We start from the raw sequence: 26,123 nt of genomic DNA, 5'->3' as shown, positions 1-26,123 counted from the left end.
AATTATACTGTGATCATTCTCAATTAATGGGACTGTTCCCATTTTGTTTTTTGTCTTTGAGTGGCAATATTAAAATTAAGAAATGGGAATGTTCCCATTTATAAAAAAATAAAATGATGAATCGAATGTATCCAATACAGGGTGGACAAAGTTATGAGTAAGATTGCGCGTAAAGACGTGGAGCGTCTTATTGAGCTGGTCGGGGGGCCGGACAATATTGCCAGTGTAAGCCACTGTTTAACTCGCTTGCGTTTTGTTCTAAACGATACGGACAAAGCAGACACAAAACAGTTAGAAGCATTACCGATGGTGAAGGGCTGCTTTACCAACGCAGGTCAATTCCAAGTCGTCATCGGCACTGAAGTTGATGAGGTTTACAAAGTACTGATCGAGCTAAGCGGTAAAAGTGAAGCGAGCAAAGACGAATCCAAGAATGCTGCTCGTCAAAATATGAATATCGTTGAGCGTGGTATTTCCCACCTTGCAGAAATCTTTGTACCACTGTTGCCTGCGATCATTACTGGTGGTTTGATTCTTGGTTTCCGTAATGTGATTGGCGACATCAAAATGTTTGATGGTCAAACCCTAACGGAAATCAGTCAGTTTTGGGCGACTGTTCATTCATTCCTATGGTTAATTGGTGAAGCAATTTTCTTCTTCCTACCCGTTGGTGTGTGTTGGTCGACCGTGAAAAAGCTCGGTGGTACACCGATTCTGGGTATAACGCTTGGTGTGACATTGGTTTCGCCGCAGTTAATGAACGCCTACCTGATTGGTAAGCAAGTACCTGAAGTGTGGGACTTTGGGTTGTTTGCGATTGAGAAAGTCGGTTACCAAGCGCAGGTGATTCCCGCGATGTTAGCAGGTATCGCACTAGCGTTTATCGAAACACGCTTAAAACGCATCATTCCATCTTACCTTTACCTAGTAGTAGTACCGTTTGTTTCTATCATTGTGTCTGTGATTCTTGCGCACTCTATCATTGGCCCATTCGGTCGTATGTTGGGTGACGGCGTTGCTTTCGCAGCAAAAGCAGCTATGACGGGTGACTTCGCGATGATTGGCTCAACCATCTTCGGCTTCTTATACGCGCCACTTGTGATAACAGGTATCCACCACACAACCAACGCCGTTGACTTGCAGTTGATGCAAGAATTGGGTGGCACGCCGATTTGGCCTTTGATTGCACTATCGAACATTGCTCAAGCATCGGCAGTGGTTGGCATCATTATCATCAGTAAAAAGCAGGATGAGCGTGAAATCTCAGTGCCAGCAGCGATTTCTGCCTACCTTGGCGTAACAGAGCCGGCGATGTACGGCATCAACTTGAAATACAAGTTCCCAATGTTGAGTGCGATGATCGGTAGTGCATGTGCTGCTGCTATCTGTGGTAGTGCGGGCGTCATGGCGAACGGTATCGGTGTGGGCGGCTTGCCGGGCATCTTATCTATCCAGCCGCAGTTCTGGGGCATCTTTGCTCTGGCGATGTTGGTCGCGATGGTGGTACCCGCTGCATTAACGTTACTTCTTTATAAGCGTGCACAAGCGAAAGGTGAGCTTGAGGCGGCAAACGCGTAATTCAATTTGAGGCAGTGACTTGGCTGCCTCCCCCTATTTTTCTTTTCAAATTTTAAGTTTCCGATTACTGGTAAGTGAGTGTTAGAAATGGCTATGACCAAGCATGATGAGAGCTGGTGGAAAACCGCAACCATCTATCAAATTTACCCAAAAAGCTTTTGTGACAGCGGCAGTAAAGGCACGGGCGATATTAAAGGGATCATTTCTAAACTGGATTATCTAAAACATCTCGGTGTGGATGCGATTTGGCTGACGCCAGTGTATCAGTCTCCAATGGTTGATAACGGTTACGATATCTCCGATTACTACGCGATCAATCCAGAGTTCGGCACTATGGAAGATTTCGATACCCTGTTGGCAGAGGCTCATCAGCTGGGCATTCGAATCATCGTGGACATCGTGGTCAACCATACTTCGACAGAACACAAGTGGTTCCAATCGGCGTTAGGTGATAAAAACAGCCCTTACCGTGATTACTACATCTGGAAAGATCCGGTTGATGGCGCAGAGCCCAACAACTGGCAATCGAAATTTGGAGGCAATGCTTGGGAATTGGATGAAGCGACAGGGCAGTACTACTTGCACCTTTTTGCTAAAGAGCAGGCGGATTTGAACTGGGAAAACCCAGTGGTGCGCGAAGAAGTCAAAGAAGTCATCAGCTTCTGGGCAGACAAAGGCGTGGATGGTTTCCGTCTTGATGTCATCAACCTGATTTCTAAACAACAAGATTTCCCAAGCGATGATATTGGCGATGGCCGTCGTTTCTATACTGATGGTCCTCGCGTGCACGAATATCTGCAAGAAATCAGCGAAGCCGTGTTCCAAAAGTACGGCAGCGTCACGGTGGGGGAAATGTCTTCCACCACGCTAGAGCACTGCCAGCAATACTCTTCGCTAGCCGGCAAAGAGCTATCCATGGTGTTCAACTTCCACCACCTGAAAGTGGATTATCCGAATGGTGAAAAATGGACCAAAGCGCCGTTTGATTTCATTCAGTTAAAGCAGATCTTCAACCATTGGCAAACGGGCTTAAATGGCAAAGGGTGGGGGGCGCTGTTCTGGTGTAACCACGACCAACCTCGTGTGGTCAGCCGCTTAGGCGATGATAAACAATACCGCGTCGAATCAGCCAAAATGTTGGCGGCGTCTGTACACATGATGCAAGGCACACCTTATGTTTACCAAGGTGAAGAGATTGGTATGACCAACCCAGGTTACACTGAGATCAGCCAGTACCGCGACGTAGAAAGCACCAACATGTACGACATCATGGTCAACCGTGATGGCGTATCACACGAGGAGATGATGGCGATTTTGGCGCAGAAGTCGCGTGATAACTCACGTACGCCAATGCAATGGAACAGCCAAAAGCACGCTGGTTTTACCGAAGGCACACCGTGGCTTGAAGTGGCGCAGAACTACTCTGAAATCAACGCAGAAGCTGCGGTTGCTGATTTAAGCTCGGTGTTCTATTTCTACAAACGTTTGATTGAGCTACGTAAACAGGTTTCGGTGATCACTGATGGCTGTTATGAAGATTTATTGCCAGAGCATCAACGCATTTTTGCTTACGCTCGCCAGAACGACAAACAAACGCTGCTGTGTATCAATAACTACTACGCTGAAGAGGTGGAATGCGTTCTGCCAGAACGTTTTGATATGAGTAAAGCGAAAAACTTGCTATCTAACTATCAAAACTCAGCGAGTGCAGTCGCGTCTAACCATCAAGTATTACGACCTTACGAAACTCGTATTTTATTGATAGAAGAATAAACTCGGGTGTCACCCCCTAAGATTGATGTTCGAGATAAAGGCTTTGGTGTGCTCCCCAAAGCCTTTTTTATTGAGATGCGAGATACTTGTGGAGTACAGGCTTATTTTGCTTCAATTGCTGTTAGCAGCACTTTCTCTTCATTGATTTGTACTTGTTGTACTTTTAGCAGTTCGATTTGCTCAATCAGACCTAAGCTCGGGTTAAACCAACGTTCTGCCGAAGTGGCGAACTCCATTGAGTCCATACCATCGCAGTTTAGGTTGTAAGTATTCTCTTCCGTCAGGTACGCCGCTTCAATTTTCTTGCTTGAAATTGAGAACGTTTTACGTACGCCAGTCTCTCGGATTTGCTGCTGCCAAACCACTTGGCAAGATGCTGTCATTGGCAGGTTTTGCACCCACTCATGCTCTTCAAAACTGTCTAGTAGGTTGTGAACTGCGTAGCCTGTTAGAGTGGTTTGCAGAGATATGGTCTCTTCACCGATATCAATGTTCGGGCTTTTCTCTTTTACGTCGTCACCGTTGAGACGGAAAATAGGGCTGCTGTGCATCAGCATGGCAACAAACTGCTGGTTAATGGAATAAGCGTCGGTGACTTCATGAAGTGCGCCATCAGAGCCTGCAAAATAAAGCGTATTGCCCTCTTCATCGTCGTTGTACTGTTCGTCAGAATAGTAGAACTGTTTGGCGCCGTAGTTCACCAAGTCATTAACCAACTGGACCATTGCTTCGCTGTTTGGGATTTGTGCCAATGCTGCCAACAATTGCTCGTTATCCATCGCTTGGAAACTCAGTTTCATCTCGCCTTCAGGTTGGCCATCCAGGCTAAACGCGTAGTTTAGTTGTGTGCTTGGCGTGGGAGCGAAGATTGAGTTTTGAATCGCGATGTCGAAACTTTCTTGAGGCACTTTGTTTGGATTAGCACTGCCAGAAGATGAACCGCCGCCACAGCCGTAAAGAGCCAGAGTTGCTGCTGCGATAAGCGTCATTTTGTTTAGCATGGTTTACATTCCTGATTGATTAGGCCGTTTCATGTTGGGCCGTTGCTTGAATGCGAGCATGCTAAGTTTAGTGAGCTAAAAAGGGCAAAAAACAAAAGCTAATAGGGCTTAACGAAAGCTTAATTTTATATTTAGGTCTTTGTTTTATTTGGGCTTATTTCGTTAGCTACGTTGGTGCAATACTCGTTGATGAGCGCTTTCCATCGGCTGATAATTTCTTGATCGGTCAAACTGACATGCAACGTTTTCCATGGTTGAAGGCAAGTTTCTTTCGATTCAGATTGAGAAAGACGTTCAAACAATGTCTCGGAAGGTAAAACGCGCAGCAGTGCCACCAGTGATTCCATGTAGTTGAGACGGAACTGTTCGAGTTTGTTTTGTTTATAAGCGATGTGAGACACAAACGTATAAATCAGCGCGTTTTGAATACGTGAGTCGCCATCTGGAGTGGTCAGCAGAACTTTTGCTCGGTCTAGGTTACCTAGTTTGAAATGCAATACGCCCAACCAGAGGCTTAGCTCATCTGGCAAAACATCGAACGACGACTGCACTTGCGTCAAATACGCTTCCAGCTTTTGAGGTTCTTGCTCGTACAAAGCGAGATGCCTTGCGGTTGTGATCGCTGCAAACTCATCAGCTTGTTGGAGAGGTTGGTTAGAAAAGACATTCTCAAACAGCATTTTTTGGTGAACGTCTGACAGCTGCCATGTGCTTGCCGAAGGTGCAGGCAAGTTGAAGTATTGCGCGACATCTGAGTGAATTTGGAAGATATCCGATTGTAGGTCGGATAAGCGCAGTGTGTATTCGTTGCGAAACGCCAGTTTCCCTGTCGCAGGATAAATAAGGTTCATCTGAGCTTTCAAGGTGCCTTGCTCTGCGCCGTCTTTTAACTCTATGTTGAGTTCGTAATCACTGGTCTGCATGTTTCGCGCGCCAGGGAAATACGGCGTATGACCGATAGGATCAAGAAAGTAACTGGGAGCGTCTTGGTTGGCGATGTCGGTGTATGGATATTCGACCTGTTGTTGCAGCAAGATGGCTTTGACCAGTATGCGATATTTTCTTGCTTGGGAGCCAATCGCATCGACACGGTTGAGCAGCAACTCGACTTTGGGGATAAGTAACTGATGACGTGTTTGCTGCGTTGAAATCTCTTGGCGTTGCCATAACAAGCTTGCGAGCGTCACGCTACAAACCACAAGTACGGCACATAAGCTATAAGCCAAAATCAGCTTGATGTTCTTACGGTTCTCAACTTGAGCTGTAATAGCACGTCGATGGTTTTTCGCTGGTGGCACTAAACGGATATTCGCTGGGTTTAGAAAGTAACCTTTGCGAGGATAAGTGACCAAGAGCTTAGTCGCATCGTACTCGGGGAGATGCTGTTGTAGCAGCGCACGTAAGGTGCTAATGCGGTTAGTGAGTACATTCTTAGAGATGAATTTGCTCTGCCAAATGGTTTCGATAATGGTATCGGCAGAGAGCGGATGTCCCACGCTTGTTAGCAGCAGCTCTAATAACTCAATGGTACGAGGTTCGAGATCAATCGCGACAGTGTCTTGATGAAGAGTTTGTGTCTTCGGATTATAGACCAACTCGCCAATCGCAATACAACTGTGAGTTTGTTTGGCTTGTTGCAAAAAATCGCGCATACCGCACCGCGTTATTTGGAAATGGCGAAATATTATATAGCGATTGGAGCGCGAAATCTTATAAATTGCGCTCCAATTATCATCAAAAGTTTATGAACCGTAGGTCACGGAATAGCGATGAGGCTTGTGGTTCATCGCTAACACGACATTCAGTGCAAACGCGCCCAAAATCGAAAGACCAATTACTTCTGGAGTGACAAAGAAGAATGACGCAAACAGGATGCACGCATCGATTGCCATTTGGCTTTTGCCAACTGAAATGCCAAATTTGTCCTGAATAAATAAACACAGCACGTTAAAGCCACCTAAGCTGGAGCGATGTCGGAACAAGATCAGCATACCGAGTCCCATTAAAAGCCCACCTGCGACGGCACAATAAACTTCATTTACCGATTCGAGCGAGATTAGCAAATAAAGATGATCGGCAAAGATAGAAACCAAAGCGCCAGAAATGGCACTATTAATGGCGAAATGACGGCCGAAGCGTTTCCATGCTAGCAAGTAAAAGGGACTGTTTGCTAAAAAGTACAGCACACCAAACGTAAAAGGTGTAAATTGGCTAATAAGCAGAGCCAATCCTGTCGTCCCCCCTGTTAGGAGGTTTGCGGATTGGAGAAAGAAAACGCCTTGAGCTACCAAAAAGGTACCCGTGAGAATCGCTATCCAGTCTTCTTTTAATGAGTGTTTTTCCATCAATGTTGCAGTCATTAGTGATAAATAAGGCGTGCATAGTAGTAAAAAGATGATCTTTTCGGTAGCTAGAGGGTAAAATTTACGGTAAACCTATGTAATTGCTGTTTTACAGGGTGTAAAGCACAAAATTGACAGGCAATAGATCGTCGTTATGCAATTGCAATGCGGGCGTGATACAGATTGCTTGCCATCATGAAAAAACTGCATGAGAAAAATTGTAAATTTCTCTTTATGACCCAGATCAAATTATGTAGAATGCGCGCCATTAGGGTGACGAAAACGTTTGCGTAGGGTCATTCAACAGTTTTTTTGCAACTTTCAGTACTAATCTGAGTCAGGAGATACAGATGCTTAAGCGTGATATGAACATCGCAGATTACGATGCGGAACTGTTCGCAGCTATCCAGGAAGAAACTCTTCGCCAGGAAGAACACATTGAACTTATCGCTTCTGAAAACTACACAAGCCCACGTGTAATGGAAGCGCAAGGTTCTCAGCTAACGAACAAATACGCTGAAGGCTACCCAGGCAAGCGTTACTACGGCGGTTGTGAGTACGTAGATAAAGCGGAACAACTTGCTATCGACCGTGCATGCAAACTGTTCGGTTGTGAATACGCGAACGTACAGCCTCACTCAGGTTCTCAAGCAAACAGCGCAGTTTACATGGCGCTTCTTAACCCAGGCGATACAGTTCTAGGCATGAGCCTAGCGCACGGTGGTCACCTGACTCACGGTTCTCCAGTTAACTTCTCTGGTAAGCACTACAACGTTATCCCTTACGGTATCGATGAAGCGGGTCAAATTAACTACGACGAGATGGAACAGCTAGCGCTTGAGCACAAGCCTAAGATGATCATCGGTGGTTTCTCTGCTTACTCGCAAATCGTTGATTGGAAGCGCATGCGTGAAATCGCTGACAAAGTAGATGCTTACCTTTTCGTTGATATGGCGCACGTAGCGGGTCTTATCGCAGCAGGCGAATACCCAACACCTGTTCCACACGCTCACGTGGTAACAACAACGACGCACAAAACACTAGCAGGTCCTCGCGGTGGTCTTATCTTGTCAAATGCTGGCGAAGATATGTACAAGAAATTGAACTCAGCAGTGTTCCCTGGTGGTCAAGGTGGCCCTCTAATGCACGTTATCGCTGGTAAAGCAGTAGCGTTCAAAGAAGCGATGGAGCCAGAGTTCAAAGCTTACCAAGCTCGCGTAGTGAAAAACGCAAAAGCAATGGTTGGTCAATTCCAAGAGCGTGGCTACAAAATCGTATCTAACGGCACAGAAAACCATTTGTTCCTTGTGGATCTGATCGACAAAGACATCACTGGTAAAGACGCAGACGCGGCACTAGGTGCAGCAAACATCACAGTGAACAAAAACTCGGTACCAAATGACCCACGCAGCCCATTCGTAACGTCTGGTATCCGTGTAGGTACGCCAGCGATCACTCGCCGTGGCTTCACTGAAGAAGATGCAAAAGAGCTAGCAAACTGGATGTGTGACGTTCTAGATAACATCGGCAACGAAGAAGTTATCGAAGCGACTAAACAGAAAGTGCTCGAAATTTGTAAGCGTCTACCGGTTTACGCCTAACTGTTCTTCATAGAATGAGTCGATTTCGGTGTCGAACATACTCATTTGTTCGCGCAAACTCCGTGTGTTCTCCTAGAACTCGACTCGTCTATTTTGAACATTGATATACTAAAGGTCCTCAATTGAGGGCCTTTTTGTTTGTCTGGCGTTTGGAATGAGATATAGCGAAGAGTGTGTGATAAGGAGATGGCTACCAACACTTGTCCCTTTCAATATATCCAAACCGCGTCATTCCGACGAGCCTAGGCGAGATCAGGAATCTTGTTGAGGCACACTCTTTTACTCAGCGTTTCCCAAAAAATCATCAGTACGTTGGAAACTGATTCTCAATCACGCTCGTTCCTCGCTGTTCAGAATGACGGAGGTAGAATGGCTTTTTATCACCATTTGACTGATACAAAAAAGGTTGGCACTGAGCCAACCTTTTCTCTTCAAAATAAGCGAGTGCTTATTTAATCTCGATGCCTTGAGCCTGCATATCGGCATGGTAAGAAGAGCGAACAAATGGACCACACGCTGCGTGCGTGAAGCCAAGCTCTAGTGCAACTTCTTTTAGCTCGTCAAACTCTGATGGCGGAACGTAACGCTCTACTGGCAAGTGGTGACGGCTTGGCGCTAGGTACTGACCTAGAGTTAGCATCGTTACGCCGTGTGCGCGTAGATCTTTCAGTACTTCGATGATTTCTTCTTTGGTTTCACCAAGACCCATCATCAAACCAGATTTGGTCGGTACATCTGGATGCTGCTCTTTGAACTTCTTAAGAAGCTCAAGTGACCATTTGTAGTTCGCACCTGGGCGAGCTTTACGGTAAAGACGTGGTGCTGTTTCTAAGTTGTGGTTGAAGACATCTGGCGGATTGTCTTTCATTAGATCAAGCGCTACATCCATACGACCTCGGAAGTCAGGAACCAGAGTTTCAATCTTAATATGCGGGTTTAATGCACGGATCTCGCGGTTACAGTCGGCAAAGTGCTGTGCACCACCATCACGCAGATCGTCACGGTCAACAGAAGTGATTACTACGTATTTCAGCTTCATATCGGCGATGGTTTTCGCCAGTTTTTGAGGCTCTTCTGCTTCCGGTGGTAATGGGCGACCATGAGCAACGTCACAGAAAGGACAACGACGAGTACAAATAGCACCTAAGATCATGAAGGTAGCTGTACCGTGGTTAAAACATTCCGCTAGGTTAGGGCAAGATGCTTCTTCACATACGGAGTGAAGTTTATTCTTGCGCATCGCCGCCTTGATGTCTTGAATTCGTTGGCTGTCGGCTGGTAGCTTGATCTTCATCCAATCAGGCTTACGTAGCACTTCTTTCTGCTCTGTAGGCATGTTCTTTACGGGAATCAATGCCATTTTATCGGCGTCACGATATTTAACGCCTTTTTCCATCTGGATTGGTTTGCTCATGCTTTATTACCTTGAGAAGGTGCTTCTGTGCTGAATTCTACTTGCTCATAGTCGAGCAAAGTAACGAGTTCTTCTATTAATTGTTTTTCTACGGCTTCTACATTGTCTGGGCCGCCAAATTGGCTGACCTGAACCATTTCCATACCTTCATAACCACAAGGGTTAATACGCAGAAACGGTGTTAAATCCATATTTACGTTCAAGGCTAAGCCATGAAACGAGCATCCTTTACGAATGCGTAAACCGAGAGAGCATATTTTTTTACCGTCAACGTAAACGCCTGGTGCGTCAGGTCGCGCGGCCGAATCGATATTGTATGCTTTTAGCGTGTTGATCACGAGGTTCTCGATAGTGGTAACGAGATCTCGTACACCTAATTTTTTGCGGCGTAAGTTGATCAAGAAATAGGCGACCAACTGACCAGGGCCATGATACGTAACCTGGCCTCCGCGATCACTTTGTACAACAGGAATGTCACCAGTGTTAATAAGGTGCTCAGCTTTACCTGCCTGACCTTGCGTAAATACTGGGTTATGCTCTACCAGCCAGACTTCATCAGGGGTTTCTTCTGTGCGTTGGTCGGTGAACTCATGCATCGCCTTCCATACAGGCTCATAGTCTTGGCGGCCAAGTCGTTTTACAACAAGTTGGTGTTGCATGGGAATTCCTGTTGCTAATATATAAAGTTTTTGGATTATAAACCGGATAACCCTGATGCTCTACCGCTGAGTAACAGATTTTTAACTGAAAGCGATGTAAAGTTTTGTTATCTGGTTGATAAATAAAAAGAAAGCAGCCGAAGCTGCTTTCAAAAAAAATTTAATCTATCAAAAAATTATAGAACCATGCGCACGATGTCAATTTCACCTAACTCTTTGTATAGCGTCTCAACTTGCTCGATAGACGTTGCAGTGATGTTGATTGATACCGAGTGGTAGTTGCCCTTAGCACTTGGTTTAACGGTCGGGCTGTAGTCACCTGGAGCATGGCGCTGAATAACTTCAAGAACAAGCTCTGGAAGTTCAGGCTTTGCATGACCCATTACCTTGTAAGTAAATGAACAAGGGAACTCAAGCAGGTCTTTTAATTTTGCATCAGAGTTGATGGTTAGCATATCGATAACTCCAGTAGATATTCGTTGCGGTGCGAAATAGTACAGTCAAATTAGGGGGAACTCAAGACGAGGATCTCAAACTTAAAAAGCCGCCCTTTCAGGCGGCTTTGCGAATAAGTTTGCTACTCTAACGTCCTTCTTAGAAGAAGCTCTTGAATAACAATACGATGTAATCCCACATGCGGCTAAATAGACTACCTTGCTCTACGGTTTCTAGTGCCATTAGTGGGTATTCGGCAATATCTTCACCATCGATCTGATAGTATAGCTTACCAACTACATCACCTTTATTAATTGGGGCTTCTAGCTCTTTTTCAAGGACGAAGCTGGCTTTTAGGTTTTTCGCTTCACCACGTGGTAGTGTTACGTAAGTATCTTGGTCAAGGCCCAACGCTACAGTGTCTTTGTTACCCATCCACACTTTTTCTTCAACGAACGTTTCACCTGCTTTGTGCGGTGCTACTGTTTCGAAGAAACGGAAGCCGTAGCTTAGTAGCTTTTTGCTTTCTGACTTACGAGCATTGGCATCTTTCGTGCCCATAACGACCGCAACCAAACGCATTTGGCCTTCAGTTGCTGAACTTACTAGGCTGTAACCCGCATTGCTTGTGTGACCCGTTTTGATGCCGTCAACGTTCATGCTCTTATCCCAAAGTAGACCGTTACGGTTGTATTGGGTGATGCCGTTGTAAGTGAATTTCTTCTCTGAGTACACGCGGTACTCATTTGGTACGTCACGGATCAGGGCTTTACCTAGCAATGCCATGTCGTATGGTGTCGAGTACAGCTCGGCGTTATCTAGACCATGAACGTTGGCAAAGTGCGAGTTCGTCATACCTAGTGTGTTGGCCCAAGCGTTCATTAGGTCAACAAACGCATCTTCTGAGCCTGCAATGTGTTCAGCCATCGCTACACAGGCATCGTTACCAGACTGGACAATGATACCGCGGTTTAGGTCACGTACTTTTACAGTTGTGCCTACTTCAATGAACATTTTTGATGATTCAGGGAAGTTTTTCGCCCATGCATTTTTACTGATGGTGACATCGTCATCTTCTGAGATATTACCACGCGCTAGTTCTTGGCCGATTACGTAGCTGGTCATCATCTTAGTCAGACTAGCTGGAGACAATTTTGTGTTCATCTCTTTCTCTGCCAGTACCTTACCTGAATGGTAATCCATCAGTACGTAGCCCTTCGCCGCGATTTGAGGGGCATCTGGAACAACGATAGGTGATGCAAGAGCAGATTGAGCGAAAGTTGCAGAAAGGGCAACCGAAGAAACGAGAATAGATTTCACAAACTTATTTTTATTCATGGTAATTCAAATTTTTGGGTTAACTGCGGACATCTTATCAGAATCCCCAGCTATGTAAGAGGGGATCGAGGAGAAATTCATGACACTAGGTCATTTGGCAGTGTTGTGTTTTTTAATAAATGCAGACGAATAGCCGAGCAACTTTACTTTATCTAGAGTGGCTTGCGTCAGGGAATAGTCAGTAAATGGCCCTAACAACAAGCGATAAGACTCTTTCGCATTTTCTAGGAAAGTTTCTGTATCCAGTTTTTGACCAAGCTCTGTCCCTAAAGTTCGTGCGCGTTCTTCATTTTTTGATGATGCCACCTGAATAACGTACTTAGGGTGCGCTTCTAATGATTTTTTATCCGTGGGCTGATTGATACTGATTACTTCAATTTCCACGTTCGCTGTACCTGTTTTTATCACATCTAACTTATGTGCTGCGGCATAGCTTAAATCGATAATACGGCCATCGTGAAACGGACCTCGGTCATTAACTCGTACTACGGTAGTTTTGCCGTTGTCAGTGTTGGTGACTTTTACGTAACTTGGTAACGGTAGCGTTTTATGCGCAGCCGTCATTGAGTACATGTCATAGATTTCGCCATTAGAAGTCAAATGACCTTGGAACTTCTTCCCATACCAAGACGCTCGGCCTTTTTCCTTAAAGCCTTTGGCATCGCGAACTATCTTGTAGTCTTTTCCGCGCAAGTGGTAATCCTTGTTGCCACCTAAGCTGTAAGGTTCATATTTAGGGTGCGCATCCTCGATGTGTTCGACTGAAAGCGGTGTATCAGGTGCAACATCGGATTCGAGTTCGTAACGGCCGTCTTGCGTTTTTTGGCTGGTGGATGAACAGCCTGCCAAAATAAGAGCTGAGAAAACCAAGGAATATAAAGCGCGTTTTTGCATGTCTAGGTCGCCTTAGAGAATGCTTTTCGGTGCGTATGAATTGACATCAGAATACCAAAGCCAGCCATCAAGGTTACCATTGATGTGCCGCCATAACTAATGAGTGGCAACGGTACACCTACTACAGGTAGGATGCCACTTACCATGCCAATATTTACAAAAATATACACGAAGAAGCTGAGTACAATACTGCCTGCCATCATTCGTCCAAATGCGGTTTGCGCTTGGCTGGCGAGGTATAAACCTCGTCCAATAATAAATAGATAGATGGCTAAAAGGCAAAGGAAGCCAATCATACCCCATTCTTCAGCAATTACTGCAAAGATAAAGTCAGTGTGTCGTTCAGGAAGAAATTCCAGTTGTGACTGTGTTCCTTGCAACCAACCTTTGCCGGAAATACCACCGGAGCCAATCGCAATTTTACTCTGAATAATGTGGTAGCCCGCACCTAGCGGGTCAGACTCTGGATTAAACAGAGTACGAACTCGTACTTTTTGATACTCACGCATCAAGAAAAACCACAAAATCGGAATGAAACCACCCAGTGCAATCGCAGCACCAGCGATGATTTTCCAACTAATACCCGCGAGGAAGATAACAAAAATACCGGAAGCGGCGATTAGAATAGAGGTCCCTAAGTCAGGCTGTTTTGCAATGAGGATGGTTGGCAAGCAGACCATAATCAGTGCAACGATGAGTGTTTTTAGCGTTGGCGGAAGGGGCTGTCGACCAACATAGCGTGCCACCATTAATGGCACCGCGAGCTTCAATAACTCGGAAGGTTGAAAGCGCACAAAACCGAGGTTAAGCCAACGCTGTGCGCCTTTCGAGGCTTCACCGAAAAACAGCACGCCAAAGAGCAGTATGACGCCGCCGACGAACATCAAAGGTGCCAAGCTCTCGTAGGTTCGTGGAGAAAGCTGCGCAAGAACGATCATCACAACGAGTGAAAGCACCATCCGCATAGCTTGGCGATCCATCATCAGTAAACTTTGGCCACTAGCGCTGTACATGATCACTAGGCCAAACCCCATCAGCGCCAATATGCCAAGTAGGAGTGGTAAGTCGATATGGAAGCGTTCAAACAGGGCGCGATTTTTACCTGTAGAGGGATCCATCTTCATTACTGTTTTACCTCTTTCTTCGCATTGTTATCAGGCTCAATTTCTTCTGGGCCAAGTACGACTCGATCAAAGATCTTTCTCACTACTGGGGCTCCGTTGCTAGAACCACCGCCAGCGTTTTCTAGCACTACAGTGACGACCACTTTTGGATCGTCAAATGGTGCAAAGCCAGTAAATAACGCATGGTCACGTAAGTGTTCGGCGATCTCATCTGCGTTGTACTCTTCGTTTTCACCCAGACCGAAGACCTGTGCAGTACCTGATTTACCCGCTGTTTGATAACTCATTTTGTAGAATGAGCGTCGAGCTGTTCCGCGCGTGCCATGGTTTACACGACGCATACCTTCTTTCGCCATATCCCAGTACTTTTTCGGTACATTCTTGATTGGCGGGTAAGTCACGTATTCTGTTGTTTGTTGTTCTTCGAAGTCGTTGCCGTTCTCTATCGTCGCTTTGAGCAAGTGAGGTGCGATAACTTCTCCCTCATTTACTAATACGGAGGTCGCTTTGGCGATTTGCATTGGTGTTGCTGTCCAATAACCTTGGCCGATACCCACAGGGATCGTATCGCCTTTGTACCACGGGGTTTTATGGCGAGACATTTTCCAGTCACGAGTCGGCATATTCGCCTTACTTTCTTCGTAGATATCGATGCCAGTGTAATCACCAAAACCGAACATCATCATCCAATTTGAAATACGGTCAATGCCCATGTCATAAGCGATTTGATAGTAGAAGGTATCAACAGACTCTTCGATCGACTTAATGATATCGACGCGTCCGTGTCCCCAACGCAACCAGTCACGGAATGGGCGTGTGTTGGAATTTGGTATGCGCCAATAACCTGGATCATTTCGCGTAGTGTTCGGTGTGACGACACCTTCTTGTAGCGCGGCTACCGCCATAAATGGTTTGATGGTAGACGCGGGTGGATAAATGCCAAGTGTAGTACGGTTGACCAAAGGACGGTTTTTATCGTTCAAAAGGGCGCGGTAGTCTTTACCCGAGATTCCGTGCACGAACGAGTTAGGGTCGTAGCTAGGGCTTGAAACCATAGCCAGTACGCCGTTGTCTCTAGGATCGATCACTACAGCACTGCCTCGGCGGCCATCCAATAATTGGTGTACGTACAGCTGCAAGTTGATATCAAGGTTTAAAACGATGTCTTTTCCGGGTACAGGTGGAACGTACTTTAACGTACGAATTACTCGGCCGCGGCTGTTTACCTCGACTTCTTGATATCCGGCCGTACCGTGTAAGAGGTCTTCGTAGTATTTTTCGATACCCAGCTTACCAATGTCGCGAGTGGCTTGATAGTTTGCGTCTTTTTCTTCACGGATCAGGCGCTGCATGTCGCGATCATTGATTCGAGAAACGTAACCAATCACGTGGGTTAAGACTTCGCTGAAAGGGTAATAGCGCTTTAAGGTCGCACTTATTTCTACACCAGGAAAGCGGTACTGATTGACGGAGAATACCGCTACTTGTTTTTCGTTCAGTTGGGTAAGCAGTGGGACTGACTTAAATCGACGAGTCCGTTTACGCTCTTGGTGGAAACGTTCAATCTGATCTGGGGTAATTTCCAGAATGGTTTGTAGTTCTTGGATGGTTGCATCAATGTCTTTAATTTTTTCTGGAGTCAGTTCTAAGTTAAAGACGGGACGGTTCTCAGCCAGTAAAACACCATTTCGGTCATAAATCAGACCTCGGTTGGGCGCGATAGGAACCACTTTGATACGGTTATCGTTCGAGCGGGTTTGATAATCTTGAAACTGGTTCACCTGAATGTTGTACATATTGGCGACCAGAGCTCCCATCAAGAGAACAATGCCGATAAAAGCGACAATAGCGCGGCTGGCAAACAGACGCGCTTCGGCTTGATAATCTCGGATTTGACTGCGGCGCTTACGAATCATTAACGCTTGGCTCTAAAGTTAAACAACGATTATTCGCGGTGGTAAGGATGGTTCGCGGTGATGCTCCACGCTCGGTATAAGCTTTCTGCCATTACGATACGCACTAAAGGGTGGGGTAGCGTTAAGGCAGACAATGACCAGCTTTGGTCTGCTGCAGCTTTGCATGCAGGAGCGAGTCCTTCAGGACCGCCGATTAAGATTGATACATCACGGCCATCTAATTTCCAAGCTTCTAACTGCTCAGCGAGTTGAGGAGTGTCCCATTTTTTACCTGGGATATCTAACGTGACGATACGGTTGCCTTTTGGTACCGCAGCGAGCATCGCTTCCCCTTCTTTTTGCAGGATACGAGCGATATCGGCATTTTTTCCACGTTTGCCAGCAGAGATTTCAATCAACTCCAATGGCATATCATGTGGGAAACGGCGACGATATTCTTGAAAGCCTTCCTCAACCCATTTTGGCATTTTTGTGCCAACAGCAATTAGTTGAATTTTCAAAAGATTAACCCCAGAGTTTTTCTAGCTGGTAGAGTTCGCGGTGCTCTTCTTGCATCACGTGAAGCATGGCGTCGCCCATATCTAGGACTACCCATTCACCTTCGTTTTCACCTTCCATTCCTAGTGGCTCAAGACCGGCTTTTTTCACTTCTGTTGCAACGTGGTCAGCGATGGATGAAACGTGGCGTTTGGATGTGCCAGTACAGATGATCATGTAATCTGTAACGCTTGATTTATCTTCCACATTTAGGACGATAATGTCTTCCGCTTTCATGTCGTCGGCTTTATCAGCTAAAAAGTCTTTCAGTTCTTCGCGAAGCACTCGGTTTTCCTCGGTTTGTCTCTTATCTCTACAGTGTTTTACATTCTTGCTTGCAAAACAGGTCGCGCACTATATCACGCTTTGATTTTTAAATTGCCAGCTTAATATCAGGAGAGCAGGTTTCTAAGCTCAACTGATGAATAGTTGGCCATACAGACTCGTCATATTGAGTTTTGGCTTTTATCTCTGCTTGAGCCAACAAGGAGAGCAATGCACAAATACGACTCGCCGATAAGCGGGTCAGTGCTGCGTTATAGAGTGGACGCTTGTTTTGCCAAACTCGATATTTCTCAAATACCTGGTTCATTCCCATTTGAGTTAAGTCTTGATGCATATTTAAAAGTTGGCTCAACTCTTTTTGTACACTTCGAATCAAGATCACGGTCTCGACCCCTTCCGCCTCAAGTTGGCGAAGAATACGTTGTGCACGGTTTGCTTTACCTGCCAGTAAGGCGTCGATCCAGTTAAAGGTAGTGAAGTGGTTATGGCGACTTAGGGCTTCCTCTAAACGTATGATGGTCAGCTCACCATCCGGGTATAGTAGGGCCAATTTCTCTAAGCTTTGTGACAATGCAAATAGGTTACCTTCATGCCATTGAGCCAACATTTGCAGTGATTGTTGATCGGGTTTTAGGCCCAACGTGCGGCAACGTGCCTGAATGAACATAGGTAAGCGTTGTAGATCTGGCGACAAACAGCTTACCCAGTCGCCTTTTGAGCTTAATGCTTTGAACCATTTCGCATTTTCTTGGGCTTTGGTCAGTTTGCTACCAACAATGACGAGCATGATGTCATCATGCAGCATATCACACAGTGTTTGCAGCTCTTTGCTGACGGCGGTTGTCACGCCACTTTCTGGAATTTCAAGCTCGATCAATTGACGGTTTGAGAACAGGCTCATCGCTTGGAAGCAATCGTAAACTTGATTCCAGTCGATGCTTGCGTCTACCGCAAAACGGTGTTTTTCCTCAAAACCTTGTTGAAACGCTGCCTTTTGGATTGCTTGGCGGCTCTCTTGAATCAGTAACGGCTCATTACCAAAGATTAGGTAAACTTGTTTAACATGTTTAGTTAAATGATCCGTTAATTTATCGGCATAAATTCGCATAGTGATTAAGAGTTTGTGTTCGCTGGCTCAGAGATTTGTCCTGCTTCATATTCGGCACGAATACGGCCCAACTGGCGCATCATCTGTTTTGCAGCTTGCAAGCGCATCTCGTCTTCAATTACGTCACGTTCAACAGATTTTGCAAGTGCCGTCAACGGGTTGTCTAGGTAGTTGCGGTTTACTGTTGTCGTAAAGTTTTTAGAGCCATAGCCAGGAATCGTCACACGGTATTTTACTACGTATGTCAGCTCTTTTTCTGCTGCACGGCTATTTTGATACAGAGACAGTGTACGCTCATCGATAGTCGCTTCCGTCAAATGAAGGTTGGGTACAGTCGATGATGGTTGAACAAGTTCAACTTTGTTCAGTTCGAGTTGAGAGCGAACATAGCGAGTTAATTCACTGTATTCATCGTAGCTGGAGAAAGACATAGTGTGCAGCTCTTCCGGTACGGAATACTCGCCGCGAAGGTGAAAACCACAGGCAGAAAGAAGCCCCGCTAATACCAATACCACTGGTAGTTTAATCAAAGAGAAAAAGCGCATTGATTGTATTCATCCTAAATTGAAGGGGTTATTTACCTTAAACCACTCATGTGAATGGTTTGAGGTAAATAAACAGGGTAGCGAACTACCCTGTTTAATGACTCTTGGTTAACAAATAAGTTCGCTAAACAGAGACAAATTGCAAGCTGTGATTAGTTTGCAACGATGTTCAGCAGTTTACCTGGAACGTAAATGACTTTACGAATAGTCAGGCCATCAGTGAACTTAACCACGTTTTCGTCGTTTAGACCAAGCTGTTCGATATCGTCTTTAGAGATATCCGCTGGGACTGTTAGCTTCGCACGTAGCTTACCGTTAACTTGAACAACGATAGTTTTTTCGTCTTCAACTAGCGCTTTTTCGTCAAACGTCGGCCATGCCGCGTTATCAATGTCTGTTTCACCTAGTGCTGCCCATAGCTCGTATGAGATATGCGGAGTGATAGGGTAAAGCATGACAACAATAGCTTTCAGTGCTTCGTCAAGGATTGCACGATCTTGCGCTGATTCTTGAGGCGCTTTCGCTAGTTTGTTCATCAGCTCCATGATCGCTGCGATCGCGGTGTTGAATGTTTGACGACGAGCGATATCGTCCGTCACTTTCGCGATGGTTTTGTGAACGTCACGGCGAAGTGCTTTTTGATCACCAGAAAGCGCGGCTGTATCTACTGCTTCTGCTGCGCCTTTCGCTGTGTGCTCTTTCACTAGTTTCCAAACACGTTTTAGGAAGCGGTTCGCACCTTCTACGCCAGACTCTTGCCATTCAAGTGTCATGTCCGCTGGAGACGCGAACATCATGAATAGACGTACTGTGTCAGCGCCGTACTTATCTACCATTTCTTGAGGGTCGATACCGTTGTTCTTAGACTTAGACATCTTGATCATGCCTGAGTGGGTTACATCGCGACCTTCAGTGTCTTTAGCAGAAGTAATGCGGCCTTTACCATCACGTTCAACGGCTACGTCTGTTGGAGCTACCCACTCTTTACCACCTTTCTCGTTCTCGAAGTAGAACGCATCAGCCAGTACCATGCCTTGACACAGTAGTTGCTTGAACGGTTCGTCAGACGTTACGTAGCCCGCGTCACGTAGCAACTTGTGGAAGAAGCGTGAGTACAGTAGGTGCATACAAGCGTGCTCTATACCGCCGATGTACTGGTCTACTGGTAGCCAGTAGTTTGCTTTTTCTGGATCTAGGATGTCGTCTGCTTGCGGTGAACAGTAACGCGCGTAGTACCAAGAAGATTCCATGAACGTATCGAACGTATCTGTCTCACGTAGAGCAGGTTCGCCGTTGAATGTGGTCTTCGCCCATTCTTTATCTGCTTTGATTGGGCTGGTTACGCCGTCCATTACCACGTCTTCTGGAAGAATCACTGGTAGTTGGTCAGCAGGTACTGGGTGAACTTCACCGTCTTCAGTCGTTACCATTGGGATTGGTGCGCCCCAGTAACGTTGACGAGATACACCCCAGTCGCGTAGACGGAAGTTTACAGTCTTAGTGCCTTTGCCTTCTGCTTCTAGCTTCGCTGCAATCGCATCGAACGCTGCTTGGAATTCTAGGCCGTCGAATTCACCTGAATCGAACAGTACACCTTTCTCTGTGTATGCCGCTTCAGAGATGTCTAGCTCGCTGCCATCAGCAGGCTTGATAACTGGCACGATGTCTAGACCGTACTTCGTTGCGAACTCGTAGTCACGTTGGTCGTGTGCAGGTACTGCCATTACCGCGCCTGTACCGTAGTCCATCAGTACGAAGTTTGCTACGTAAACAGGAACTTCACGGCCGTTCAATGGATGAATAGCAGTAAGGCCAGTAGCCATACCTTTCTTCTCCATTGTCGCTAGCTCAGCTTCTGCAACCTTGTTGTTCTTACATTCGTCGATAAACGCTGCAAGCTCTGGGTTGTTCTCTGCAGCAAGAGCTGCAAGAGGGTGGCCGGCTGCGATGCCCACGTAGGTCACACCCATTAGCGTATCTGGACGTGTTGTGTAAACTTCTAGGTCTTGTTGACCCTTAACTTCAAACTTCAGCTCAACGCCTTCAGAGCGGCCAATCCAGTTGCGCTGCATGGTTTTCACCATTTCAGGCCAACCTTCAAGCTTGTCTAGGTCGTCTAGTAGCTCTTGAGCGTACTCAGTGATTTTGATGAACCATTGAGGGATTTCTTTTTGCTCTACAGGCGTATCACAACGCCAGCAGCAACCGTCTTCAACCTGCTCGTTTGCAAGAACAGTTTGGTCGTTAGGACACCAGTTAACAGAAGAAGTCTTTTTGTAAACTAAACCTTTCTCGTAAAGTTTAGTGAAGAACTCTTGCTCCCAGCGGTAGTACTCAGGCGTACAAGTTGCGAATTCACGGTTCCAATCGTAACCAAAGCCTAGAAGCTTAAGTTGGTTCTTCATGTATTCGATGTTTTCGTAAGTCCAAGGTGCTGGCGCAGTTTTGTTTTTTACTGCTGCGTTTTCTGCTGGTAGACCGAATGCGTCCCAACCGATTGGTTGCATCACGTTTTTGCCTTGTAGGCGTTGGAAACGAGATACTACATCACCGATAGTGTAGTTGCGCACGTGACCCATGTGCAGTCGACCACTTGGGTATGGGAACATGGATAGACAGTAGAATTTTTCTTTATTTGGGTCTTCACTTACAACAAAGGTTTTGTTGTCATCCCAGTGCTTTTGAACTTTTTGTTCAATATCTTGTGGGTTGTATTGTTCTTGCATCGATGGTATCCGTTATCTTGGAATTTGTGAGTTCGGTTAGAACAGACTTAAATAGATCGTCATAGAATACCTAAAGCTAGGGATCACAACAATAGCCAATCTGTACCCATGCGCCCTTAAGTGACGCAGGTAGGAGAAAGATGGAGGTCAGTTATGCCTAAACGTAAAACAGGTTATGAGGAAATGCTCGAGGATGTGATTGAAACCTTGAAGCACAGTCCGGAAGAAGTTAACAAAGCGATTGAGACGTCGGGCAAAGTGGTGGATGCTGCTAATGACTTGACCAAAGATGAATTAGCTTTAATCAAAGCATACCTTAAAGCAGACTTAAAAGAGTTTTCAGAGAGTTACGAGGATAGCAAAAGCGGCCCGTTTTACTTAACGATTGCGGACTCGATATGGCAAGGGTTGTTAGAGATTACAGACCGAACTAAAGTTGAGTGGGTTGAGTTGTTCGATGACTTAGAGCATCAAGGGCTATATGAAGCAGGAGAGGTGATAGGCTTAGGTACTTTGGTCTGTGATGAGTGTGGTCACAAGACAACGTATAACCACCCAACTGTAATCATTCCGTGTATTAAATGTGGTCACAAAGGCTTTACTCGCCAGTCATTAAAGCCATAAATGGCGCGTAACGACTGTATAATGCAATGAATAAAAAAGAGGCTTGGTCGCCTCTTTTTTGTCTTTTCTACTTTCAAGCTGTTATCAGCTCTGTTTTCTTCTTAAACCGAAAGCCAGCGCTAAACTTAACCCAACCCAAATATACAATGGCCAAGTACCAACGATTCGATATGGCGTTTGTCCATTGGTTGGGGTGAGCTCTGCGCGCAGTACTGCAGTTTCAAACTGCGGTACTTGCTCAACGATTTTACCCTTGTGATCGGTTACCGCTGTTAATCCGTTGTTAGTCGAGCGGATGAGCGGTTTACCTAATTCTAAGGCACGCATACGGGCGATCTCCATATGCTGAAGAGGGCCGATAGAGTGACCAAACCATGCGTCGTTCGATAGCGTTAGAATGAAGTCTGTTTCGTCAGTCACATTTTGACGCACTTGCTCATTAAAGATGATCTCATAGCAAAGCGCTGGTGCCATGTGCATGCCATTCGCAACGATGTTGGGCTGCACAAAAGCCCCACGGCTAAACGACGACATCGGTAAGTTAAAGAATGGCGCTAATGGGCGCAAAATATCTTCAAATGGTACAAACTCACCAAACGGTAATAGGTGATGCTTATGGTAGCGTTCGCTCAAGTCGAAACTGTAGTCACCGTATGGTGTGATGCCAAGGGACAGGATACTGTTGTAGAACTGTCGATCTTCAGCTTGGTTGACGACACCAGTGATGATTGCGCTGTTATTCATTTTTGCTGCACTGTCGATATTGCTCAAAAATGAAGGCACTTCAATTTCAAAAGCAGGAATTGCAGCTTCTGGCCAGACGATAATATCAGCGTCCCAGTTTTCACGAGTGAGATCGGCGTATTTCATGATGGTTGGCCAACGTTGGCTTGGCAGCCACTTAAGGTTTTGGTCAACGTTACCTTGAATCAGCGCGAGCTTAGTCGTGTCTTCTGGCCGAGGTGTTACCCAATCGTAGTTTCGAATCCCAAAGCCTGTGCTGAGTAATACCGCGGGAATAATCACCATCAGCCACTGTTTATGAACCCAAGCATAGGCTAATGCCCCCGCACTAATAAGGATAAACAGAGTGAGCAGTTCCACGCCACCGATAGGCGCAAAGCTTGCTAGTGGAGCATCAATCTGGCTGTAGCCTAGCCATAACCACGGGAAGCCGGTCATCACCCAACCACGCAACCAATCACTGATTAGCCATAAAGCGGGCGCAGCGAGAAGCGCTTTTGTGAGTGTGAATTGAGGAAATAGCTTGTTGTTAAGCCAAGCAAATAAGCCTGAATAAACAGCCAAGTAGGCGACAAGCAAGCCCATTAAAAATAAATTGGCAATCAGTGGCATGCCACCAAAGCCGGAGATACTGACGTACACCCAGCTAACGCCAGTTGCAAATTGACCCAACCCCCAAGCATAGCCAATCCACAGTGCACGTTTCGGAGTTTGGTTAGCAAGAAGAATCAGTAGAATAGCTGGGCTAAGAATGGCAACAGGCCACAACTGGTAAGGTGCAAAAGCGAGCGTAGTAGAGGCGCCAACAAAAGCGGCCACTAAGGGCCGCTTGAGGCGATGAAAGAGTTCATTCATCATTATAATTTTCTGAGATTCCCAATGGGTATCGCGTTACTCTTGAGTGGCTTCAACCAGGGTTTCTTCGTCTGGGATCGTCACTTGGAGTTGAATGACACGACGGTTATCGGCAGCGGTGACTTTGAAGTTGTAACCTTCAATTTCAACCAGTTCACCACGAGAAGGTAAGTGACCAAAGGCAGTCATGACCATGCCACCAACGGTATCTACTTCCTCATCGCTGAAGTTAGTTCCAAATGTCTCATTAAACTCTTCGATGGTTGTCAGCGCTCTGACAGCAAACGTATGCTTGCTAAGCTTACGAATGTCTGTCTCTTCGCTTTCATCGAATTCATCTTCGATATCCCCGACGATTTCTTCAAGGATATCTTCAATGGTCACAAGACCAGAAACACCACCGAATTCATCGACAACAATGGCCATATGATAACGTTCTTCACGGAACTCTTTCAGCAGTCGATCAACGCGTTTACTTTCCGGTACCACAACGGCTGGTCGAATAACTTCTTCGATATCAAATGGATTACTGCCTGAGCCTAAGTATTTAAGTAAGTCCTTCGCAAGAAGAATGCCTTCCACATGGTCTTTATCTTCGCTGATCACAGGGTAGCGAGAGTGTTGAGCATCGGTAATCAAGGCAACCAAGGTATCAAGGTCGTGAGTACGCTCAACCGTAACCATTTGCGAACGCGGGATCATAATGTCACGCACGCGCATTTCGGAGATTTCCATAACACCTTCAAGCATATCGCGGGTGTCATGGTCAATCAGGTCATTGACTTCAGAGTCACGGATAACATCCACAAGCTCTTGGCGATCTTTTGGTTCGCCCTGAAATAATTGACCTAGACGTTCAAAGAAGGACTTTCTACTCGGACCTTCTGCCTTTTCTTTCTTATCTTCGTTAGAAGAGGGAGAATTATCTTCGTTCATTGTTTCTCAATTAAGTAACGCTATCAGAAGTGTGATAGCACACATAGAGAGGCGAACACGAGAATCATTTTGGTGGTTCGCCTTTCCCTGCTGAATAGCCAATGGCTACTCTTTTTCAGCAATGTAAGGGTCTTCATAGCCCATACCTTGCATGATTTCGGTTTCGAGGGACTCCATCTCTTCGGCTTCGTCATCCTCAATATGATCATAACCTAGCAGATGCAAGCTGCCATGTACAACCATATGCGCCCAATGTGCTAACAGAGGCTTGTTCTGTTCAATTGCCTCTTTTTCAACGACTTGGCGGCAAATAATTAAGTCGCCAAGTAAATCTATTTCCATACCTGGAGGAGCTTCAAATGGAAAAGACAGCACATTAGTCGGTTTATCTTTACCACGATACTCATGGTTAAGCGTGTGACTTTCTTGTTCATCAACAATGCGAATGGTCACTTCGGCTTGTGGCTGGAAGAGAGGAATCGTCTTATCTAGCCACAATTGGAAATCTTGCTGCGAAGGCAGCCCTTCTTCATTTTCGACTGCCAGTTGCAGATCAAGTTCAATCGCCATGATTATTCCTTAGTGGAAGCAACTTGTGCATTCAGTTCAGCTTTTGCTGCTTCTAGTAACTTCGCATCGCGTTCTTCACGACGACGCTTCTCGAACTCTTTACGCTCTTTCTGGTCTTGTGCTTCCCACTTCTCATACGCGTTAACGATACGAGCAACCACTGGGTGACGTACAACGTCGTCTGCTAAGAAGAAGTTAAAGCTGATGTCGTCGACTTCGCTTAATACTTCAATAGCATGACGAAGACCTGATTTTGCACCACGAGGTAAGTCGATTTGCGTGACGTCACCAGTGATAACTGCGCGAGAGTTAAAACCAATACGCGTTAGGAACATCTTCATCTGCTCAACCGTGGTGTTCTGACTCTCATCAAGAATGATGAAAGCGTCGTTTAGAGTACGACCACGCATGTAAGCAAGAGGGGCTACCTCAATCACGTTACGTTCAATCAGCTTCTCTACGCGCTCAAAGCCCAACATTTCAAATAGGGCATCGTATAGCGGACGTAGGTATGGGTCGACTTTCTGGCTTAAGTCACCAGGTAGGAAGCCCAGTTTCTCACCGGCTTCAACCGCAGGGCGCGTCAATAGAATACGACGGATCTCTTGGCGCTCTAGTGCGTCAACTGCTGCTGCAACAGCAAGATAAGTTTTACCTGTACCAGCTGGGCCAATACCAAAAGAAATATCATGCGTGACCATATTAACCAAGTACTGAGCTTGGTTTGGCGTACGTGGTTTGATCACGCCTTTCTTGGTTTTGACGAAGACTTCTTTACCATGCTCGATATTAGACTCAGTATTCTGCTCAAGAACACCAGACTCTTTAATCGCTAAATGGATCTGTTCAGGCTCAATGTCTGGGATCTCACCTCGTACAGGTGCGGTATCAACATACAGAGTTTTCAGGATATCCAGCGCAGCTGATGCGGTATGAGGTTTACCGACAATTGTAAAATGGTCACTACGGTGGTTAATTTCAACGCCTAGACGACGTTCTAAATGCTTGATGTTGTCATCGAATGGACCGCACAGGCTAGCAAGTCGGCGGTTGTCGGAAGGTTCTAGGTTAATTTCTAGAGTTACGATTTTATTACTCAATGTTGCCTCTCATTTTTT

General features: G+C 45.9%; 23 protein-coding genes. 4 read left to right on the top strand and 19 right to left on the bottom strand.

Annotated elements, in window-relative coordinates:
• The first annotated feature begins 153 nt into the window (after nucleotides 1-153).
• Together treB and treC are read left to right on the top strand one after the other, a co-directional pair.
• Nucleotides 154-1,578: a PTS trehalose transporter subunit IIBC gene (gene treB, locus VEA_RS13535; RefSeq protein ID WP_005391342.1), complete on the top strand. Its 1,425-nt coding sequence runs from the start codon at nucleotides 154-156 to the stop codon at nucleotides 1,576-1,578.
• Between the two features lie 87 nt (nucleotides 1,579-1,665).
• Nucleotides 1,666-3,351, top strand: coding sequence for an alpha,alpha-phosphotrehalase (treC, locus tag VEA_RS13530; RefSeq protein ID WP_006743212.1), 1,686 nt, complete (start codon nucleotides 1,666-1,668; stop codon nucleotides 3,349-3,351).
• Nucleotides 3,352-3,452: 101 nt separating this feature from the next.
• On the opposite strand, the gene VEA_RS13525 is transcribed toward treC, so the two are convergent.
• The 3 genes from VEA_RS13525 to VEA_RS13515 form a co-directional block, all read right to left on the bottom strand.
• Nucleotides 3,453-4,352, bottom strand: coding sequence for a hypothetical protein (locus VEA_RS13525; RefSeq protein ID WP_006743213.1), 900 nt, complete (start codon nucleotides 4,350-4,352; stop codon nucleotides 3,453-3,455).
• A gap of 131 nt (nucleotides 4,353-4,483) precedes the next feature.
• Complete coding sequence (locus VEA_RS13520; RefSeq protein WP_006743214.1) at nucleotides 4,484-6,004, bottom strand: winged helix-turn-helix domain-containing protein; 1,521 nt, start codon at nucleotides 6,002-6,004, stop codon at nucleotides 4,484-4,486.
• Between the two features lie 90 nt (nucleotides 6,005-6,094).
• Complete coding sequence (locus VEA_RS13515; RefSeq protein ID WP_031780204.1) at nucleotides 6,095-6,697, bottom strand: YitT family protein; 603 nt, start codon at nucleotides 6,695-6,697, stop codon at nucleotides 6,095-6,097.
• 347 nt (nucleotides 6,698-7,044) lie between these two features.
• On the opposite strand from VEA_RS13515, the gene glyA reads away from it, so the two are divergent.
• Nucleotides 7,045-8,295 (top strand): serine hydroxymethyltransferase, encoded by a 1,251-nt coding sequence (gene glyA, locus VEA_RS13510; RefSeq protein ID WP_005391333.1) that lies wholly within the window; start codon nucleotides 7,045-7,047, stop codon nucleotides 8,293-8,295.
• 448 nt (nucleotides 8,296-8,743) lie between these two features.
• On the opposite strand, the gene lipA is transcribed toward glyA, so the two are convergent.
• The 12 genes from lipA to leuS all read right to left on the bottom strand — a co-directional run bounded on the left by lipA (nucleotide 8,744) and on the right by leuS (nucleotide 21,276).
• Nucleotides 8,744-9,709, bottom strand: coding sequence for a lipoyl synthase (gene lipA, locus VEA_RS13505; protein WP_005391329.1), 966 nt, complete (start codon nucleotides 9,707-9,709; stop codon nucleotides 8,744-8,746).
• Nucleotides 9,706-10,368, bottom strand: a complete 663-nt coding sequence (gene lipB / locus VEA_RS13500; protein ID WP_005391320.1) for a lipoyl(octanoyl) transferase LipB — start codon at nucleotides 10,366-10,368, stop codon at nucleotides 9,706-9,708. Before lipB ends, lipA begins: the two co-directional genes overlap by 4 nt.
• A gap of 176 nt (nucleotides 10,369-10,544) precedes the next feature.
• Nucleotides 10,545-10,823, bottom strand: coding sequence for a DUF493 family protein YbeD (gene ybeD / locus VEA_RS13495; RefSeq protein WP_005384135.1), 279 nt, complete (start codon nucleotides 10,821-10,823; stop codon nucleotides 10,545-10,547).
• 139 nt (nucleotides 10,824-10,962) lie between these two features.
• Complete coding sequence (locus VEA_RS13490; protein WP_012842069.1) at nucleotides 10,963-12,141, bottom strand: serine hydrolase; 1,179 nt, start codon at nucleotides 12,139-12,141, stop codon at nucleotides 10,963-10,965.
• A gap of 90 nt (nucleotides 12,142-12,231) precedes the next feature.
• Complete coding sequence (locus VEA_RS13485; protein WP_012842068.1) at nucleotides 12,232-13,035, bottom strand: septal ring lytic transglycosylase RlpA family protein; 804 nt, start codon at nucleotides 13,033-13,035, stop codon at nucleotides 12,232-12,234.
• A gap of 2 nt (nucleotides 13,036-13,037) precedes the next feature.
• Entirely contained in the window at nucleotides 13,038-14,159 is a 1,122-nt protein-coding gene (gene rodA, locus VEA_RS13480; RefSeq protein WP_005391317.1) for a rod shape-determining protein RodA, read from the bottom strand.
• Complete coding sequence (gene mrdA / locus VEA_RS13475; protein ID WP_012842067.1) at nucleotides 14,159-16,075, bottom strand: penicillin-binding protein 2; 1,917 nt, start codon at nucleotides 16,073-16,075, stop codon at nucleotides 14,159-14,161. Before mrdA ends, rodA begins: the two co-directional genes overlap by 1 nt.
• 29 nt (nucleotides 16,076-16,104) lie before the next feature.
• Nucleotides 16,105-16,575 (bottom strand): 23S rRNA (pseudouridine(1915)-N(3))-methyltransferase RlmH, encoded by a 471-nt coding sequence (gene rlmH, locus VEA_RS13470; RefSeq protein ID WP_017821762.1) that lies wholly within the window; start codon nucleotides 16,573-16,575, stop codon nucleotides 16,105-16,107.
• Between the two features lie 4 nt (nucleotides 16,576-16,579).
• On the bottom strand, nucleotides 16,580-16,897 hold the full coding sequence (gene rsfS, locus VEA_RS13465; protein WP_005373015.1) for a ribosome silencing factor: 318 nt from the start codon (nucleotides 16,895-16,897) through the stop codon (nucleotides 16,580-16,582).
• Nucleotides 16,898-16,985: 88 nt separating this feature from the next.
• Nucleotides 16,986-18,005 (bottom strand): DNA polymerase III subunit delta, encoded by a 1,020-nt coding sequence (gene holA, locus VEA_RS13460; RefSeq protein ID WP_012842066.1) that lies wholly within the window; start codon nucleotides 18,003-18,005, stop codon nucleotides 16,986-16,988.
• A gap of 5 nt (nucleotides 18,006-18,010) precedes the next feature.
• Nucleotides 18,011-18,550, bottom strand: coding sequence for an LPS-assembly lipoprotein LptE (locus tag VEA_RS13455; RefSeq protein WP_005373019.1), 540 nt, complete (start codon nucleotides 18,548-18,550; stop codon nucleotides 18,011-18,013).
• Nucleotides 18,551-18,702: 152 nt separating this feature from the next.
• The gene (leuS, locus tag VEA_RS13450; RefSeq protein WP_005391313.1) at nucleotides 18,703-21,276 is read right to left on the bottom strand and encodes a leucine--tRNA ligase; all 2,574 of its coding nucleotides are present in this window, start codon (nucleotides 21,274-21,276) and stop codon (nucleotides 18,703-18,705) included.
• A 153-nt stretch (nucleotides 21,277-21,429) separates the two neighbouring features.
• On the opposite strand from leuS, the gene VEA_RS13445 reads away from it, so the two are divergent.
• Nucleotides 21,430-21,900 carry a zinc ribbon-containing protein gene (locus tag VEA_RS13445; protein ID WP_005373024.1) on the top strand — a complete coding sequence of 157 codons (471 nt, stop codon included), beginning with the start codon at nucleotides 21,430-21,432 and terminating at the stop codon, nucleotides 21,898-21,900.
• An 84-nt stretch (nucleotides 21,901-21,984) separates the two neighbouring features.
• Here the strand turns inward: VEA_RS13445 and lnt are convergent, their stop codons facing one another.
• From lnt to VEA_RS13425, 4 genes are all read right to left on the bottom strand, one after another.
• Entirely contained in the window at nucleotides 21,985-23,502 is a 1,518-nt protein-coding gene (gene lnt, locus VEA_RS13440) for an apolipoprotein N-acyltransferase (RefSeq protein ID WP_041852981.1), read from the bottom strand.
• 33 nt (nucleotides 23,503-23,535) lie between these two features.
• Nucleotides 23,536-24,435, bottom strand: coding sequence for a CNNM family magnesium/cobalt transport protein CorC (gene corC, locus VEA_RS13435; protein ID WP_005384118.1), 900 nt, complete (start codon nucleotides 24,433-24,435; stop codon nucleotides 23,536-23,538).
• A 105-nt stretch (nucleotides 24,436-24,540) separates the two neighbouring features.
• Entirely contained in the window at nucleotides 24,541-25,005 is a 465-nt protein-coding gene (gene ybeY / locus VEA_RS13430; RefSeq protein WP_005391311.1) for an rRNA maturation RNase YbeY, read from the bottom strand.
• 2 nt (nucleotides 25,006-25,007) lie between these two features.
• Complete coding sequence (locus VEA_RS13425) at nucleotides 25,008-26,105, bottom strand: PhoH family protein (RefSeq protein ID WP_005373033.1); 1,098 nt, start codon at nucleotides 26,103-26,105, stop codon at nucleotides 25,008-25,010.
• Nucleotides 26,106-26,123 lie beyond the last annotated feature (18 nt).

It is taken from the genome of Vibrio antiquarius, assembly GCF_000024825.1.
Classification (GTDB): domain Bacteria; phylum Pseudomonadota; class Gammaproteobacteria; order Enterobacterales; family Vibrionaceae; genus Vibrio; species Vibrio diabolicus.
Note: the sequence above shows the minus strand (reverse complement) of the source record. Positions and strands in the feature narration are given on the sequence as shown.